The organism is Geodermatophilus sp. SYSU D00700 (assembly GCF_054050255.1).
On record NZ_JBJGZA010000008.1, the window covers coordinates 39,719 to 54,104 of the forward strand.

Here is a 14,386-nt window from a genome sequence, read left to right on the forward strand (position 1 = left end):
CCCAGGTTACCGGGCCGGTGCCCGCCCACCGTCGGACACCGCGACCTCCCGGCGCAGCTGCGCGTAGGTGGGCGCCTGCACCGGGAGGAAGGCGACCTCGCGCACCCGGCGGGCGGTGTCGCTGCCGGCCAGGTAGCCCGCTCCCCCGGCGACCGCCGACTCCAGCCGCACCGCGTCGGCGGCCAGGTCCAGCGCGGCCAGCCGCAGCCGGGCCAGGTCGCCGGGGTGCACGCCCACCCGGTCGCCGGCGAGGTCCTCCAGCCGCCGCACGGTGTCGTCGCGCCGCTCGCCCAGGGCGTCGCCGTCGGCCCGCAGCACGGCGGGCCGGTGCTCGGTCGAGGCGGCCAGCGCGGCGTCGGTGACGCCGACGGCCATCGCGGTCTGCATCAGCAGCATCGCCGGCCGACACACCGCCATGAAGGAGGCGAGGTCGTCGCTGAGCACCTGCCCCGGGCCGATCGCGACGCCGTCGAGCTCCAGCCCGCCGGTGCCGGTGCCGTTGAGGCCGAGCAGGTCGTAGAGCGCGGTCGGGGTCACGCCGTCGTCGGTGCGCCGCAGGCACACGACCAGCCGGCCCTCGTCGGGGATCCGCGCGGGGGTGACCACGACGGCGTCGTCGAAGAGGTTCGACGCCCACGCGACCGTGCCCGACAGCCGCCAGCCGTCCCCGTCGCGGGTGGCGGTGACCGGCAGCGTGCCGGTGCCGGCGAGGTCGGCGACCGCCGGGGCCATCGCGCTGGCGCCGGCCACTGTGCAGGCGCGCAGCCCCTTGGCCAGGGCGCCGAGCGGTCCGGAATGCGTGGCGCCGCCCAGGTACTCGATCACCATCCGCTGGGACCAGGCGGCGAAGGCGGTGGCCAGCGACACCGACGCCAGCCGGCGGACCATCCGCACCGCGGTCAGCAGCTCCTCGGTGGGGTCCTCGTCGTCGGACCCGAACGCGCCGACCCCGCCGAGCCGCCGCAGCGCGGCGCGGACGTCGGCGCGGCCGGCGTCGACGTCGCCCGCCCCCGCTGCCGCCTGCTCGTGGACACCGCTGACGTCGACCGTCGTCATGCCCGCTGTCTACCCGCCTCCGGCCCCGCCCGCGACGGGAGGCGGCGAACCCGCTAGAGACGCACGTAGAGGCGCAGCGTGACGTAGGCGGCGACCGCGGCCAGGCCCACGCCGGCACCGGCGATGATCGGGCTGATCGTGGCGATGGCGCTCCAGTCGACCGGCGGGATGATGCCCGCCTTGATCGGCCCGGCCAGCGTCCGGTCGACGAAGAGCACCTTGGTCAGCACCAGGCCGCCCACCGCGAGCGCCGCGCCGATGAGCCCGGCGAGCGCCGCCTCGAGGATGAACGGCAGCTGGGTGTACCAGCGGGAGGCACCGACCAGGCGCATGATGTTGGTCTCGTTGCGCCGGTTGAACGCCGCCAGCTGGATCGTGTTGGAGATCAGCAGCAGCGCCGCCAGCGCCTGGACCACCGCCACGGCGATGGTCGCGTTGCGGGCGCCGTTGAGCAGGCTGAACAGCCGGTCGAGGAAGTCGCCCTCGTCGCGGACCTGGTCCACGCCGTTCTGCCCGTTGGGGAACTCCGCGGCGATGACCTCGTAGCGCTCGGGGTTGACCAGCTCCACCCGGAAGCTCTCCGGCAGCGCGTCCGGCGGCGTGTTCTCGACCAGCTCGGGCTGCTGGGAGAACTGCTGCCGGAAGCGCTCGTAGGCCTCCTCCTTGGACTCGTAGAGGAAGGTGGCCACCTCCGGCGAGTCGGCGAGCTGGGTCTCGATGGCGCTGCGCTGCTCGTCGGTGACGCCGTCGGCCAGGAAGATGGAGACCTGCACCTTGTCGTAGTAGATCTCCTTCATGTCGGAGATCATCCCGGCGATGAGCAGGCCGGTCCCCATGAGACCGAGCGAGATGGCCGTGGTCAGGATCATCGCGACCGTCATGGTCAGGTTGCGACGCAGCCCGGTGGCCACCTCGGAGAGGACGAAGTTGACGCGCATGGGTTCCCTGTCGTGAGGTGCAGGTCGTGGCGGGGGGCGACCGTCAGCGGCCGACGCCGTAGACGCCGCGCGACTGGTCGCGGGTGATCTGGCCCCCGTTGAGCTCGATGACGCGGCGGCGCATGGAGTCGACGATGTGGTAGTCGTGCGTCGCCATGATCACGGTGGTGCCGGTGCGGTTGATCCGCTCCAGCAGCAGCATGATCCCTTCGCTGGTGTCCGGGTCCAGGTTGCCGGTGGGCTCGTCGGCGAGCAGCACCAGCGGCCGGTTGACGAACGCGCGGGCGATCGCGACCCGCTGCTGCTCACCACCGGAGAGCTCGTGCGGCAGCCGGTTGGCCTTCCCGTCGAGCCCGACCATCTCCAGCACCTCGGGCACGACCCGCTTGATCGTGCGGTGCGGCTTGTTGATGACCTCGAGGGCGAAGGCCACGTTCTCCGCGACGGTGCGGTTGCGGAGCAGGCGGAAGTCCTGGAAGACGCAGCCCATGGTGCGGCGGAGCTTGGGCACCTGCCACTTGCTCATGCCGTTGAGGGTCTTGCCGTTGACCGTGATCGTCCCGCGGGTGGGGTCGTCCTCCTTGAGCAGCAGCCGGAGGAACGTCGACTTGCCGGAGCCCGAGGAGCCGATGAGGAAGACGAACTCCCCCTTGTCGATCTCCGTCGTCACGTCATCGAGGGCCGGCCGGGGGCTGGCCGGGTAGAGCTTGGTGACGTGTTGCAATTCGATCACGAGGGGCCACGGTACCTGTCCGGAGCCGCACCCTGGTCGGTTCGCACCGAGACGCTCCGGGAGCGATTCCGCGACCTCCCCCGCTACCCAGCGGGATCGGCCCGCCAACCGCGCCGCGGTGTGACGGAGGCGATGCTCAGCTGGCCGGCACGCTCTCCTGCTGACGGCGCCAGCGGATGCCGGCCTCGATGAACGCGTCGATGTCGCCGTCGAGGACCGCCGTGGTGTTCCCGGTCTCCTGCTCGGTCCGCAGGTCCTTGACCATCTGGTAGGGGTGCAGCACGTAGGAGCGCATCTGGTTGCCCCAGCTCGAGCCCTCGCCCTTGAGCGCGTCCATCGCGGCGCGCTGCTCCTCCTGCCGCTTGGCCAGCAGCCGCGCCTGCAGCACGCGCATCGCCGCGGCCCGGTTCTGGATCTGGCTCTTCTCGTTCTGGCAGGAGACGACGATGCCGGTGGGCAGGTGGGTGATCCGCACGGCGGAGTCGGTGGTGTTCACGCTCTGCCCGCCCGGCCCGCTCGACCGGAACACGTCGATGCGGATCTCGTTCTCCGGGATCTCGACGTGGTCGGTCTGCTCGACGACGGGCAGCACCTCGACGCCGGCGAACGAGGTCTGCCGGCGGCCCTGGTTGTCGAAGGGCGAGATGCGCACCAGCCGGTGGGTGCCCTGCTCGACCGAGAGGGTGCCGTAGGCGTAGGGCTGCTTGACGGCGAAGGTCGCCGACTTGATGCCGGCCTCCTCCGCGTAGCTGGTGTCGTAGACCTCGACGGCGTACTTGTGCCGCTCGGCCCAGCGCAGGTACATCCGCATGAGCATCTCGGCGAAGTCGGCGGCGTCGACCCCGCCGGCCTCCGAGCGGATGGTCACCAGCGCCTCGCGGGAGTCGTACTCGCCGTTGAGCAGCGTGCGGACCTCGAGCTCGTCGATCGCCTTGCGCAGCGCCTCGAGCTCCCGCTCGGCCTCGGCGGTGGTGGCCTCGTCGTTCTCCTCCGCGGCCATCTCGTGCAGCAGGCCCACGTCGTCGAGCCGGCTGCGCAGCTCCTCCACCCGGCGCAGGTCGCCCTGCAGGTAGGACAGCCGCGAGGTCAGCGCCTGGGCGGCCTCGACGTCGTTCCAGAGGTCGGGCGCGGCCGCCTGCTGCTCGAGGTCGGCGACCTCCCGGCGGAGCCGGTCGACGTCGAGGACGGACTCGATGCTCCGGAGGGTCGTGTCGAGCTCGTCGAGGACGACGGCGAAGTCTGCGGCCACGTCGATCCAGGGTAGTGCGCCCGGGGGCGGCCGGTGCCGGGCGGCAGGGTCAGCCGATCACCTCGGTCATCCACCCGGGGACGGCGTCGGGCGGGCGGGGGAAGTCACGCAGCTCGGCGACCAGCGCCTCCCGCGGCAGCGGCGGGCCGGCGGGCACGGCCTCGGCGTTGAACAGCGGCAGCAGCCGGCCGGTGGACCGGTCGAGCACCATCTCGGTCTGCAGCCATGTGCCGCGCTCGGGCGTCCACATGACCCGCTTGAGCTCCTCGACCCGCGCCCGGACGGCGTCGGTCACCGGCACCGGCACCGGCGGCCCGTCGCCGGGCTCCGCGGTGAGCTGGTCGCGACGGACGTCGCCGACCACCGTGGCGCGGTAGCGCAGCCGCGCCGCGTCCGCCGGCGCGGCGGCCAGCAGGGCCGCGCCGAGCTCGCGGAGGACGGCGGTGGTGTCGCGGGCGGCCGGTGTCACGGCCGCCATCCTCGCAGCGGGCCGCCGGGTGGCCGGGGGCGGCGCCGGGTATCCCCCCGGCATGAGCGAGCCCCGGCGCCGGCGGACCCGCGAGGAGTACGCGCGCGGCCTGCCCGACCACCACGACCCGACGGCGGGCATCGGCGGCGCGGCGCCGGCGCAGTCGGCGCTCACCCTGCGGCTGGTCCTCGCCGCGTTCGGGCTGGTCACCTGCGTCGTGTTCGGGGTCCTGTGGCTGCGCACCGACCTGCCGTCCTGGCCCGCGGTGCTGCTGTTCGTCCTCGCCGCGGTGGCGCTGGTCGACCTGGTCGTGGTGGCCCGGCGGAAGGCGCGCGGCGAGCCCGGTTGACCGGCCCCGCGGAAGGTGACGGCGGCCACGGTGGTTGCAGCCGCACGTCACCGCCGTCCGGGAGGAGCCCGCCCATGCGCGCCGTCGTCTACACCGAGTACGGGGAGCCCGAGGTCGTGGGCGTCGGGGAGGTCGACGAGCCGCACGCCGGGCCGGGCCGGGTCCGCATCGCCGTCCGGGCGGCGAGCGTCAACCCGATCGACTGGAAGCAGGTCACCGGGCTGACGGCCCGCGGCGGCGCGCCGGCGGGGCCGACCGTGCCGGGCTTCGACGCGGCCGGGGTCGTCGACGAGGTCGGCGAGGGCGTGACCGGCGTCGCCGTCGGCGACGCGGTGTTCGGGCTGGGCCGCGCCACGGCCGCCGAGCACGCCGTCCTCACCGCGTGGGCGCCCGCGCCGCCGAGCGTGGACCTCGCGGCCGCGGCCGGGCTCGGCGTCGCCGGGGAGACCGCCGTCCGCGTCCTCGACCTGCTGGGGCTGCCCGAGGGCTCCACCGTCGTCGTCGACGGCGCCAGCGGCGGGGTCGGCATCGCCGCCGTGCAGGTCGCCCTCAGCCGGGGGCTGCGCGTCGTGGGCACCTCGTCGCAGGCCAACACCGAGTTCGTCCGCTCCCTCGGCGCCCTGGCCACCACCTACGGCGAGGGCCTGCCGGAGCGGGTGCGCGAGCTCGTGCCGGACGGGGTCGACGGCGCCGTCGACACCGCGGGGCGGGGATCGGTGCGCGACCTGGTCACCCTCACCGGCGACCCCGGGCGGGTGGTCACCACCGCCGACTTCGGCGCCGGCGACCTCGGCGTGCAGGTGACCACGAGCAGCGAGGGCGCCGAGCCCCGGCTGGCCGAGATCGCGCGGCTCGTGGCGGAGGGCAGACTGCAGCTGCCGGTCGCGGGCACCTACCCCTTCGAGCGGACCGCCGACGCGCTGCGGCGCAGCCGCGAGGGGCACGTGCGCGGCAAGCTGCTGCTGACCCCCTAGGGTTCGCGGGTCTCGGCGAGCACCCAGCGCAGGTAGCCGGGATCGCCGTCGGCGACCGGCAGGGCGAGCACGCACGGGACGTCGTAGGGGTGCAGCTCGCGGGTGCGCGCGACCAGCGCCGGCACCAGGGAGCGGCGGGTGTGCAGCGCGACCCGGGCCTCGGCCTCGTCGTGCACCGCCCCCTCCCAGCGGTACACCGAGCGGATCGCCGCGAGCTGCTGCCCGCAGGCGGCCAGCCGCTCCTCGACCAGCGTCCGCGCGTAGCCGGCCAGCCAGTCGGCGTCCGGCCCGGTGACGACGACCTCGACCACCTCGGTCTCCACGCCCCCATCCTGCGGTGCGTGCGCCGGTGCCCGCGGGGTAGGGGCCGCCCATGAGCGACGACCTGACGATCGACGTCGACGGCGACCAGTACGTGCTGCGCCAGGGAACCGAGGGCCTGCAGGTGGGCCGCCGCGTCGGCGGGGAGGTGACCTGGCTCGACGACGTCGACCCCGCGCTGCTGCCCGAGGCCGCCCGCGCCGCCCTGGCCGAGGGCGACACCGCCAACCCGGCGCTGCAGACCGCGATCGGCGGCATCGTGCAGGCCGAGGTCGAGCGCGGCGGCTGACCCCGGGGTCCGGACCCCGGGGTCCGGACCCCGGGCGTCGGGATGAGGTCGTGGGGCCCTGCGTCGCGGGACCTCCGGCCCGGCTCACCGGGCGCGCGGACCGCCCAGGATCGGATCGGGAGTCCCGGGGCGGACCGTCAGGTGCCCTCCGGCAGGGACTTCCGACCCGTTCCGGCGCCCCGTGACCGCCCTAGCGTGATCACCGGACGCCGATCACCCGGCGCCCGAGGCGCCCACCCAGGGAGTCGCCATGACCACGCCCGTCGACCGCCCGCCCGCCGCGGACGAGGAGACCCAGCGGCCCTCCGACGAACCGGCCACCCCGCTCACCCCCGAGAAGCGCGGCATCGAGGAGCGCAGCTGGGTGCTGTTCGCCGTCGTGGTGGCGTTCATCCTGCTCGCCTTCACCGGGATGATCGTGCTCACCGCGCTCGGCGGCGGCACGGACTACGCGCCCTGGAGCGAGTGACGCACCGGCGGGGTCAGCCGGCCACCAGCTCCAGGGCCGCCTCCGGCCACCACTGACCCGCCGGCGGGCCGCCGCCGCAGGTGCCGTCGGAGTCGCCGGGCTGCTTGATCCACAGCAGTGCGTCCAGGCGGTCGACGTCGGTCGAGGTCGTCGGCGGCTCACCGAGCGTCCGCCCCGGCGGGTTGCACCAGCGGCCCTCGTCGCTGTCGGCGGTCTCCGGCGGGCCGGAACCGTTGCGGCTGGTGTCGACGACGAAGTGCGCCGGCGGCGCTCCCTCGGGGGCGCCCTCCTCGAGCGCCTGCGAGAGCTCCGTCCCGTACTCCGTGCTGGCCGCGGTCGTCTCGTAGTTGGCGACGTTGAGCGAGAACCCGTCGGCCGAGTCGATCCCGCTGCTGCGCAGGGCGTCGGCGAGCACCGGCAGGTCCTGGATCCAGCTGGCGTTGCCGGCGTCGAGGTAGATCCGGGCGCCGGGCTGCCGGTCGAGGATCTCCACCGCCTGGGAGAGCACCTCGTAGCGGGCCGCAGCGTCGAGCCCCGGGCAGCCCACCACGGCCTGCGGGACGGCGTCGGGCTCCAGCACGACGACGGCGGGACGGTCGCCGAGCGCCGCGGCGAAGCTGCCGATCCAGGCGAGGTAGGCGTCGGTGTCGGGGGCGCCGCCGCTGGAGTAGGAGCCGCAGTCGCGTCCCGGCACGTTGTAGGCCACCAGGACCGGCAGCTGCCCGGCCGCGTCGGCGGCCAGCGAGATCTCCTCGACCGCCGGATAGGGGTTGTCGTTCGTGGCGATCCAGGTGGCGGTCGGCTGCTCGGCCAGCTCGGCGAGCGCCTCGGCGTCCTCGGTCCGCCCCTCGGCCCGCGCCTGCTCCACCGCGACGGGTCCGTGGCCCTCGGGGTTGAGCCACAGCTCCTCGCCCGCCAGGGCGCTCCGGCCCTGGCTGTCCTGCTCGGGAGCGGCGGGCTCGGGGTCGGCCGTGCCGCCGCCGCAGGCGACCGCGGTGCCGGCCACGACGGCCAGCACCGCGGCGCGCAGCGACCGCCGGCGCGGGGGTGCTGCGGTCATCCCACGTGCACCCAGCGCGCCGGGGAGGGGACGCCCTCGTCGTCGACCACGACCAACATGTACCAGCCCGAGGGGGTCAGCCCCTCCTCCTCGGGGACGGTCAGCTCGACCGTCCCGCTGCCGCAGCAGCCGTCCGGGCAGGAGCCGCCGCCGTCGGCGGCCTGGTGACCGGCGCCGCCGTGGGCGGCGTGCGCACCGGAGGCGTCCTCGGGGCAGGACCCCGGCCCGACCTCGAGCGCGACGGACCGCTGCTCGGGGTCGGTCTGGTGGGTCACGGCGCTGGGCCGCATCAGCCGGGCCTCGGCGACGCTGCCCTCGGTCTCGACCCGGAAGCTGCTCCCCCGGCCGATCTCCTGCGGGGCCTCGGTGATGGCCGGCCGGTCCCCGGCGAACAGGTAGGGCGGGGAGTAGATCTCGATACGGGTGTCGAACCGGCCGGGGATGGTGTTCTCCTCGTCGGAGAACAGCGGGTCCGAGCCCATGGTCATGACCCGCCCGTCGGGCAGCAGCAGCGCGGTCGCGTGGTAGTTGCGACCCACCTCGTTGGGCGCCGCCTCGTGCAGGTGGCCGCTGTGCGGGTCGTACCGCGTGGTCAGGAACAGGTCGCTCTGCGAGTTGCCGCGGTAGCCGACCGAACCCCCGGTGAGCAGCGTGGTGTCGTCGGGCAGCGTCACCGCGTTGACGTAGCGGGCCGGGCTCGGGTAGTCGACGCCGGCGGGCTCGTAGCGCGGCTCGGGCTCGCTGAGGTCGACGACGTCGAAGCGGGCCGTGGACTCCTCGCTGTCGCCGACGCCGCCACCACCGACGATGCCGACCCGCTGGTCCTGCACCGGCGCGAGCATGAACGAGGTGCTGGTCTCGTTGAACTCCGGGTCGCGCAGGCCCTCGACGTCCTGCCAGCTGTTGTCCCGCAAGTCCCAGATGCCCGGCTGGCGGCCCTCCTCGGCCGGCCCGTAGCCGGTGTTGGAGCCGCTGTAGAACACCCGGTGGCCGTCGGCGAGGCGGAACAGCGCGGGGTAGGTCGGGAAGTAGCGCTCCAGGTCGGGGCGGTTCTCCCAGGTGCGGGTGGCCGGGTCGTAGACCTCGTTGTCGCCGTCGACGACCTGGCCGTACTCGTCGAGGCCGGAGACGGCGAGCACGCCGCCGTCCTCGAGGCCCACGAGCGTCGGGTACCAGCGCGACTCGGTCAGCCGCTCGGTCTCGACGTAGCGCTCACTGGCGACGTCGTACTCGTAGGAGGCGTCGAGGCCGGTGTAGTTCTGCTTGTCCAGGGTGATCGTGTCGCCCTGGCCGTAGAGCGTGGACCGCTCCTCCGGGCTGAACTCCTCGACCTGGAACTGCTGGCCGCCCCGGACGACGGCCTGCTCGCCCTCTTCCTCGGCCTCGATCCACACCTCCATCTCGCCGGCCATGGAGCTGCCGTCGGGCATGAGGTGCGCGGGTGGCACCGTGACCTCCTCGGCGGTCACGTACGCGTTGCCCAGCGCGGTGAAGCGGGTGCCCGCGGGCAGGGTCACCGGGCCGTCGAGGCGCTCGTTCTTGACGGTGAGGACGCCGGCGGCGTGCGTGACGTCGTCGGCGAGGACCTCGTAGTCGCGGGTGCCGCCCGCGACGAGCAGGTTGCCGTTGGGCAGGTAGGCGTGCCCGGAGCAGAACAGGTCCTCCGGCGTCGGGATCTCCTCGGCCTCTCCGCTGACCGGGTCCCAGAGGATGGTCCGGAAGGTGCCGGCCTCGAAGTCGCGGGCGTTGTTGCCCGACCCCGCGATGAGCAGCACGTCGCCGGTGTGGAGCAGGGCGGCGTGCACGGCCTGGCCGCGGTACTCCTCGGGCAGCTCGATGGTCTCCCAGGAGCCGTACTCCGCCTGGTAGTCGGGGCGGCTGCGCTGGTAGTCGGTGTAGACCTCCTCGGCGACGGCCGTCACGACCGGGCCGTTGGCGGCCACCAGCCCGGCCACCGCGGCGGCGACCAGGGCGGCGTTGCGCAGCCGCCGCGCGGGGCGCGGCCTGCGTCGGGTCATCGGGTGCTCTCCTGGGTCTGGGGGACGTCGACGAGCCGGTTGCCGACGAACCGGACGGCCGGCGCGGCGAGGGCCGGCGCCGGGACGACGTCGGGTGCGGGCAGGGCCGGGGCCGGCGTGCGCAGGCGTGCGCGCGCCCGCCCGGCGCTCCAGAGGGCGACCGGCAGCAGGGCCATGGCGAGGCTCAGCAGCGCCCAGACGCGGATGGCCGGGTGGGTGTGGCCGAGCAGTTGCGAGGCCGCGAGCGCGACCACCAGGACGGCGGCCCAGCCCAGGTGCCGGCCGAAGACGCCGAGCCGGTCACCGCTGACCGCGCCCTTGCGGGTGACGTGGAACCCGGTGCTGCGGTTGCGCACCGCGGCGAGGAAGGCGCTGACGTAGATCGGCGCCGACATCACCGAGATGGCCATCCCGCTGACCCCCGAGGACCCCTCCTCCTCGTGCGGGCTGACGTTGTGCTTGCGGTTCCAGAAGTAGACGGCGACCTGCAGCACCGCGGCGTTGACGTAGAGCATCAGCCACAGCTGGGCGGGCACCATCAGGCCCGCGACGCCGGTGAGCAGGTAGGCGACCAGGTTGGTGATGCCGAGCACCCAGCTGATCGCAGCGGCCGGGTAGTACGACATCAGCAGCGCGTAGTGCGTCAGCCGGCGCAACGGCATCCGCGGGACCAGCCGCCAGAACCGGCGGAGGACGACCTCGTCGGTCCCGCGGGCCCAGCGGCCCTGCTGGGTGAAGTAGTCACGCCAGGTGCTCGGGCCCTCGCCGACCGCCAGGACGTCGGGGGTGTACACCGACTTCCACCGCGCCCCGGTCTGTGGGTTGCGGGCGGCGTGCCAGACGAGGCTGGTCGCGGCGTCCTCGGTGATGGAGTCCTGCAGCCCGCCGACGGCCCGCAGCGCCGAGATCCGCACCGCGTTGTTGGTGCCGACGAACATCGCGCTGGTCGACCGGTTCGCCGCCCGCTGCAGGACGCTGTGGAACAGGTACTGCTGGGACTCGGCGGCCCGGGTGACGAGGTTGTCGTAGTTGCCGTAGACCTGCGGCCCCACGACGAAGGCGACGTCGGGGTCGTGGAAGTAGCCCATGAGCCGCTCGGCCATGTTCGGCATCGGCACGTGGTCGGTGTCCACCGACACCCAGAAGTCGTACTCGGCGCCGTGGGCCTCGAGCCAGGCGTTGTAGTTGCCGTGCTTGGTGCGTGCCTTGTGCCGGCCCGAGCTCTGGTTCCACCGCGGCACCCCGGCCCGGCTGAAGTGCCGGACGCCGAGCTCGGCGCACATGGCCCGCACGGCCGGGTCGTCGCCCTCGTCGAGCAGCCAGACGTCGAACGTGCCCTCGTACCGGACGGCGACGGCGGCCTCGAGGGTCCGCCGCACCATCTCGATGGGCTCCGAGCCCGGCACGATCGTGGTGATGAACGCCAGGCGCTGACCGGTCAGCGGGGTCATCGGGACCGGGTCGCGGGCGTTGAGCGTGGCCACGGCCAGGGTGCAGACGTTGAGCAGCCGCAGCCCCTCGATGACGGCGATGCTGCCGATGAGCGCCATGGCCAGGTACGCCTGCCAGCCGCCGGTGAACACCGGGTGGTTGGCCGGCCGCAGCAGGAAGGCGAGGAACAGGACCTCGAAGAGCAGGGCCGTCGACACCAGCAGCCAGGCCCGCACGCGCGCCCCGCCCCGGGTGACCGGGCGGAAGCGGACGCGGTGGTCCGCGGCCGGCTCCTGCAGCGGTCCGGCGAGCTCGCTGAAGTCGTCGTAGGGGTAGTCCGTCCGGGTGTCGAGGTCAGCCACGCCGGGACGTGACCGGGAGGCTGCCTCCTTCCCGGAGGGCGACCGACGACGACGGCACGCGGCACGACGGAGGAGCTGTGACAGGCAAGAGCGAACCCATTCGTCGGTGGAGCGGTCCGGGCGCGCGCACACGGCGCAGCGCCCGGCGGACAGGCAGGACCAGAGGACCCGCGGTACGGGGCCGGCCGGGGCTGCCGTCCGTGGCAGGCTCCGGCGCCCGGTGCCGCACCCGCGCGCCGCTGCGCGGGGTCGGGGGGAGCCGATCGGTCCTCTCGCTGGCACCCGGTCGGGCGCCTGACGCACCGTAAGCGCGCTAGATCGTCAGATGCCGCACCGATCGGGGGAACCTGCGCTTGGACCCGCTCTACGCGGGGTGTCGCGCACGAGTTAGTCGGTTGTCATCACCCTTCGTGACGATTGTGGAGATCACGAGAGTGGCTCTCGTCACTCCCCGAACACGAAAGGGGGATGTCCGGGCTCCGGGCGGCGCGGGTCGCGACCCCGGCATCGGCCGGCCGGACCCGCCGTCGCGGCCCGTGGGGACGGCTCGGACGACCCTCCTCGTGGCGGGTCACTGCTGGGCGGCGAACCGGTCCTCGAGGAGGCGGTTGACACTGCGCTCCGCCTCGTCGACGGCGCGGCTGTTCTCCGCGCTCGGGCACCGGTCCCACGAGCTGCGGGCGACGCCGAGCGCGATGTAGGCGACCGAGATGTCGAGGTCGAGCTGGTCGATGCTGGTGATGGTCGGGCTCATGACGACCTCCTGGCCAACGGTGCCTGTGAGCTGCACGTTAGGACGCAGGTATGACGGTTCTGATACGCCGGGGTCATCGGCGGATGCCGATCCGTTCCGTCCGGCACTCCCTCCCCCTAGCGTCGGCACCGACCAGTCCGAGGACGGCGGAAGGGGACCCCATGACCGGCTCGACCACCCTCACCCGCGAGCGGGCCGACCTGATCGAGTCGCTGCGGCGGCACCGGGCGTTCCTGCGCTTCACCGTCCGCGATCTCACCGACGAGCAGGCGACGCGGCGGCCGACCGTCAGCGCGCTCAACCTGGCCGGGCTGATCAAGCACGTGGCGGCCACGGAGGCCGGCTGGGTGCGGTTCGCCGAGGGCGGCGCCGAGGCGATGCACCGCAACTGGGGCCCCGACGCCGCGACCCGGCACTGGCACCTCGCGCCCGGCGAGACGCTGGCCGGCGTGCTGGCCGACTACGAGGAGGTCGCCCGGCACACCGACGAGCTCGTCGCCACGCTCGACCTGGACGCCGAGCACGCGCTGCCGGAGGCGCCCTGGTTCGAGCCGGGCGCCAGCTGGTCGGTCCGGCGCGTGTTCCTCCACGTCATCGCGGAGACCGCCCAGCACGCCGGTCACGCCGACATCCTGCGGGAGTCGATCGACGGCCAGAAGACGATGGGCTGACCTCCGACATGTCGGGGGACGTCCACCGGCGCGCCGAGGAGACCGGCGAGGGCCTGGAGGAGCCGGTGCCGGCGGGGGTCGTCGAGGACGCCGGTGGGCAACGGCCGGCCGCCGTGGTGTCGGAGGTCCGGGCACACCTGGAGCGCGGCGCCGGTGCGGGGTTCAGCACGTTCTCGTCGGCCGACGTGGTCCGCGCCGACCGCGACAGCGGGTGAAGGTGCTCGACGCGTCCGCCAGCGCGAGGCGACATCGGATTTCCGGCGCTCAAGTCAGGGACGGTTCAGGGTCACCGGTACCGCGCTGGTCCATCTGCCACGCGGCGAGAGCCTGCGCGAAGGGGCTGAAGAACCACGCTGCAGCGACGACGCACACCAGGGACCGACTGCGTGCGCGGCTGCAACCCCTGGTGCCCGGCGGGTGATGGCCCCCCGACGCGCACCCGCTCGTGAAGGCCACACACAGGAGCGTCATCGGGGCGAAGACCATCGACAGCACGCCACCCAGGTGCAGCTATCCACCGACGTACGGGACCGTCGTCGGCCACAGGTCCTTGGGGTCGTGGTAGCCGCCTCCGACCTCGGCCAACGGGAAGCGATCGAGGTCGTTGACGAAGTAGGGCAGCACGACGAGCGTGGCGTACGCCGCGACAGACGCGATGGCGAGAGCGGCCAGCCAGACAGCACCGCGGACGGTGGTCACTCATCCGTCACCTTGCCGTCGACCTTCTCGGTCCTCCTTCTCCGCCCTCTCCTGGATGGCGACAGGTCCAATTGCCCGTTGAGGATCCGCAGCCGCCCCTCGGTCAGCGGGGTCCTGTCCGCCTCCCGGTACACCGCGTACTTCTGCTCGAGCTCAGCTGGGACGCGACGCTCTTCCGCTGCATGGTGCATGTCCTGGCGGTCCTCGTCGGTGATCCAGACGATCGCCATGGCGCACGCCAGGCCATTAGGCCCAATCGAGCCGCGTCACCTTGCTCACACCTGGGTGTCAGCTCAGCGAGCATGCGGCACCCGCCCAGTTCCTTGAGCAACACCACGTGGTCGAGGGCGGAGGTCGTTGAGGCCGAAGCGACGCGACCAAGCCCGATGCCGATCACACGCGCGCTCGTGGCTGATGGCTCTTGGCATGTCCTGCGGCCCGCCTGCGGACCAACGAGACAGGTCACGCCTCGGAGCCCAGCAGGGCAAGCGCCCTGCCAGTAACGCGCAATCGGAACGGTGACGCCCTGGTGACGGACCCGTGA

General features: G+C 73.6%; 18 protein-coding genes. 6 read left to right on the forward strand and 12 right to left on the reverse strand.

Annotated features, from left to right (window positions below; all coding sequences use genetic code 11):
• Positions 1–6: 6 nt before the first annotated feature.
• The 5 genes from ACI79V_RS08650 to ACI79V_RS08670 all read right to left on the reverse strand — a co-directional run bounded on the left by ACI79V_RS08650 (position 7) and on the right by ACI79V_RS08670 (position 4,445).
• Positions 7–1,056, reverse strand: coding sequence for a hypothetical protein (locus ACI79V_RS08650; RefSeq protein ID WP_456888339.1), 1,050 nt, complete (start codon positions 1,054–1,056; stop codon positions 7–9).
• Positions 1,057–1,109: 53 nt separating this feature from the next.
• Entirely contained in the window at positions 1,110–1,994 is an 885-nt protein-coding gene (ftsX, locus tag ACI79V_RS08655; RefSeq protein ID WP_456888341.1) for a permease-like cell division protein FtsX, read from the reverse strand.
• A 43-nt stretch (positions 1,995–2,037) separates the two neighbouring features.
• Positions 2,038–2,727 carry a cell division ATP-binding protein FtsE gene (ftsE, locus tag ACI79V_RS08660; RefSeq protein WP_456888343.1) on the reverse strand — a complete coding sequence of 230 codons (690 nt, stop codon included), beginning with the start codon at positions 2,725–2,727 and terminating at the stop codon, positions 2,038–2,040.
• A gap of 136 nt (positions 2,728–2,863) precedes the next feature.
• Positions 2,864–3,976 (reverse strand): peptide chain release factor 2, encoded by a 1,113-nt coding sequence (prfB, locus tag ACI79V_RS08665; RefSeq protein ID WP_456888345.1) that lies wholly within the window; start codon positions 3,974–3,976, stop codon positions 2,864–2,866.
• A gap of 49 nt (positions 3,977–4,025) precedes the next feature.
• Positions 4,026–4,445: a hypothetical protein gene (locus ACI79V_RS08670; protein WP_456888346.1), complete on the reverse strand. Its 420-nt coding sequence runs from the start codon at positions 4,443–4,445 to the stop codon at positions 4,026–4,028.
• A gap of 61 nt (positions 4,446–4,506) precedes the next feature.
• Here ACI79V_RS08670 and ACI79V_RS08675 point away from each other — a divergent pair, with 61 nt between their 5' ends.
• Complete coding sequence (locus ACI79V_RS08675) at positions 4,507–4,794, forward strand: DUF6343 family protein (RefSeq protein ID WP_456873974.1); 288 nt, start codon at positions 4,507–4,509, stop codon at positions 4,792–4,794.
• 74 nt (positions 4,795–4,868) lie between these two features.
• A complete protein-coding gene (locus ACI79V_RS08680; protein ID WP_456888348.1) occupies positions 4,869–5,768 on the forward strand; it encodes an NADP-dependent oxidoreductase in 900 nt (299 codons plus the stop codon).
• Here ACI79V_RS08680 and cutA read toward each other — a convergent pair.
• Positions 5,765–6,091 carry a divalent-cation tolerance protein CutA gene (cutA, locus tag ACI79V_RS08685; RefSeq protein WP_456888350.1) on the reverse strand — a complete coding sequence of 109 codons (327 nt, stop codon included), beginning with the start codon at positions 6,089–6,091 and terminating at the stop codon, positions 5,765–5,767. The genes ACI79V_RS08680 and cutA overlap by 4 nt on opposite strands.
• A gap of 50 nt (positions 6,092–6,141) precedes the next feature.
• On the opposite strand from cutA, the gene ACI79V_RS08690 reads away from it, so the two are divergent.
• Both ACI79V_RS08690 and ACI79V_RS08695 read left to right on the forward strand, forming a co-directional pair.
• On the forward strand, positions 6,142–6,378 hold the full coding sequence (locus tag ACI79V_RS08690; RefSeq protein ID WP_456888351.1) for a hypothetical protein: 237 nt from the start codon (positions 6,142–6,144) through the stop codon (positions 6,376–6,378).
• Between the two features lie 250 nt (positions 6,379–6,628).
• On the forward strand, positions 6,629–6,847 hold the full coding sequence (locus tag ACI79V_RS08695; RefSeq protein WP_456873970.1) for a hypothetical protein: 219 nt from the start codon (positions 6,629–6,631) through the stop codon (positions 6,845–6,847).
• 13 nt (positions 6,848–6,860) lie between these two features.
• On the opposite strand, the gene ACI79V_RS08700 is transcribed toward ACI79V_RS08695, so the two are convergent.
• The 4 genes from ACI79V_RS08700 to ACI79V_RS08715 form a co-directional block, all read right to left on the reverse strand.
• On the reverse strand, positions 6,861–7,907 hold the full coding sequence (locus ACI79V_RS08700; protein ID WP_456888353.1) for a glycoside hydrolase family 6 protein: 1,047 nt from the start codon (positions 7,905–7,907) through the stop codon (positions 6,861–6,863).
• Entirely contained in the window at positions 7,904–9,925 is a 2,022-nt protein-coding gene (glxA, locus tag ACI79V_RS08705) for a radical copper oxidase GlxA (RefSeq protein WP_456888355.1), read from the reverse strand. Before glxA ends, ACI79V_RS08700 begins: the two co-directional genes overlap by 4 nt.
• The gene (locus ACI79V_RS08710; RefSeq protein WP_456888357.1) at positions 9,922–11,718 is read right to left on the reverse strand and encodes a glycosyltransferase family 2 protein; all 1,797 of its coding nucleotides are present in this window, start codon (positions 11,716–11,718) and stop codon (positions 9,922–9,924) included. Before ACI79V_RS08710 ends, glxA begins: the two co-directional genes overlap by 4 nt.
• A 571-nt stretch (positions 11,719–12,289) precedes the next feature.
• Entirely contained in the window at positions 12,290–12,472 is a 183-nt protein-coding gene (locus ACI79V_RS08715) for a hypothetical protein (RefSeq protein WP_456888359.1), read from the reverse strand.
• 161 nt (positions 12,473–12,633) lie between these two features.
• On the opposite strand from ACI79V_RS08715, the gene ACI79V_RS08720 reads away from it, so the two are divergent.
• Positions 12,634–13,143: a DinB family protein gene (locus ACI79V_RS08720; RefSeq protein ID WP_456873965.1), complete on the forward strand. Its 510-nt coding sequence runs from the start codon at positions 12,634–12,636 to the stop codon at positions 13,141–13,143.
• A gap of 8 nt (positions 13,144–13,151) precedes the next feature.
• Positions 13,152–13,358 (forward strand): hypothetical protein, encoded by a 207-nt coding sequence (locus tag ACI79V_RS08725; RefSeq protein ID WP_456888362.1) that lies wholly within the window; start codon positions 13,152–13,154, stop codon positions 13,356–13,358.
• Positions 13,359–13,653: 295 nt separating this feature from the next.
• Here the strand turns inward: ACI79V_RS08725 and ACI79V_RS08730 are convergent, their stop codons facing one another.
• Both ACI79V_RS08730 and ACI79V_RS08735 read right to left on the reverse strand, forming a co-directional pair.
• Positions 13,654–13,842 carry a hypothetical protein gene (locus tag ACI79V_RS08730; protein WP_456888365.1) on the reverse strand — a complete coding sequence of 63 codons (189 nt, stop codon included), beginning with the start codon at positions 13,840–13,842 and terminating at the stop codon, positions 13,654–13,656.
• On the reverse strand, positions 13,839–14,072 hold the full coding sequence (locus ACI79V_RS08735; RefSeq protein WP_456888368.1) for a hypothetical protein: 234 nt from the start codon (positions 14,070–14,072) through the stop codon (positions 13,839–13,841). The genes ACI79V_RS08730 and ACI79V_RS08735 overlap by 4 nt, the downstream gene beginning before the upstream one ends.
• Positions 14,073–14,386 lie beyond the last annotated feature (314 nt).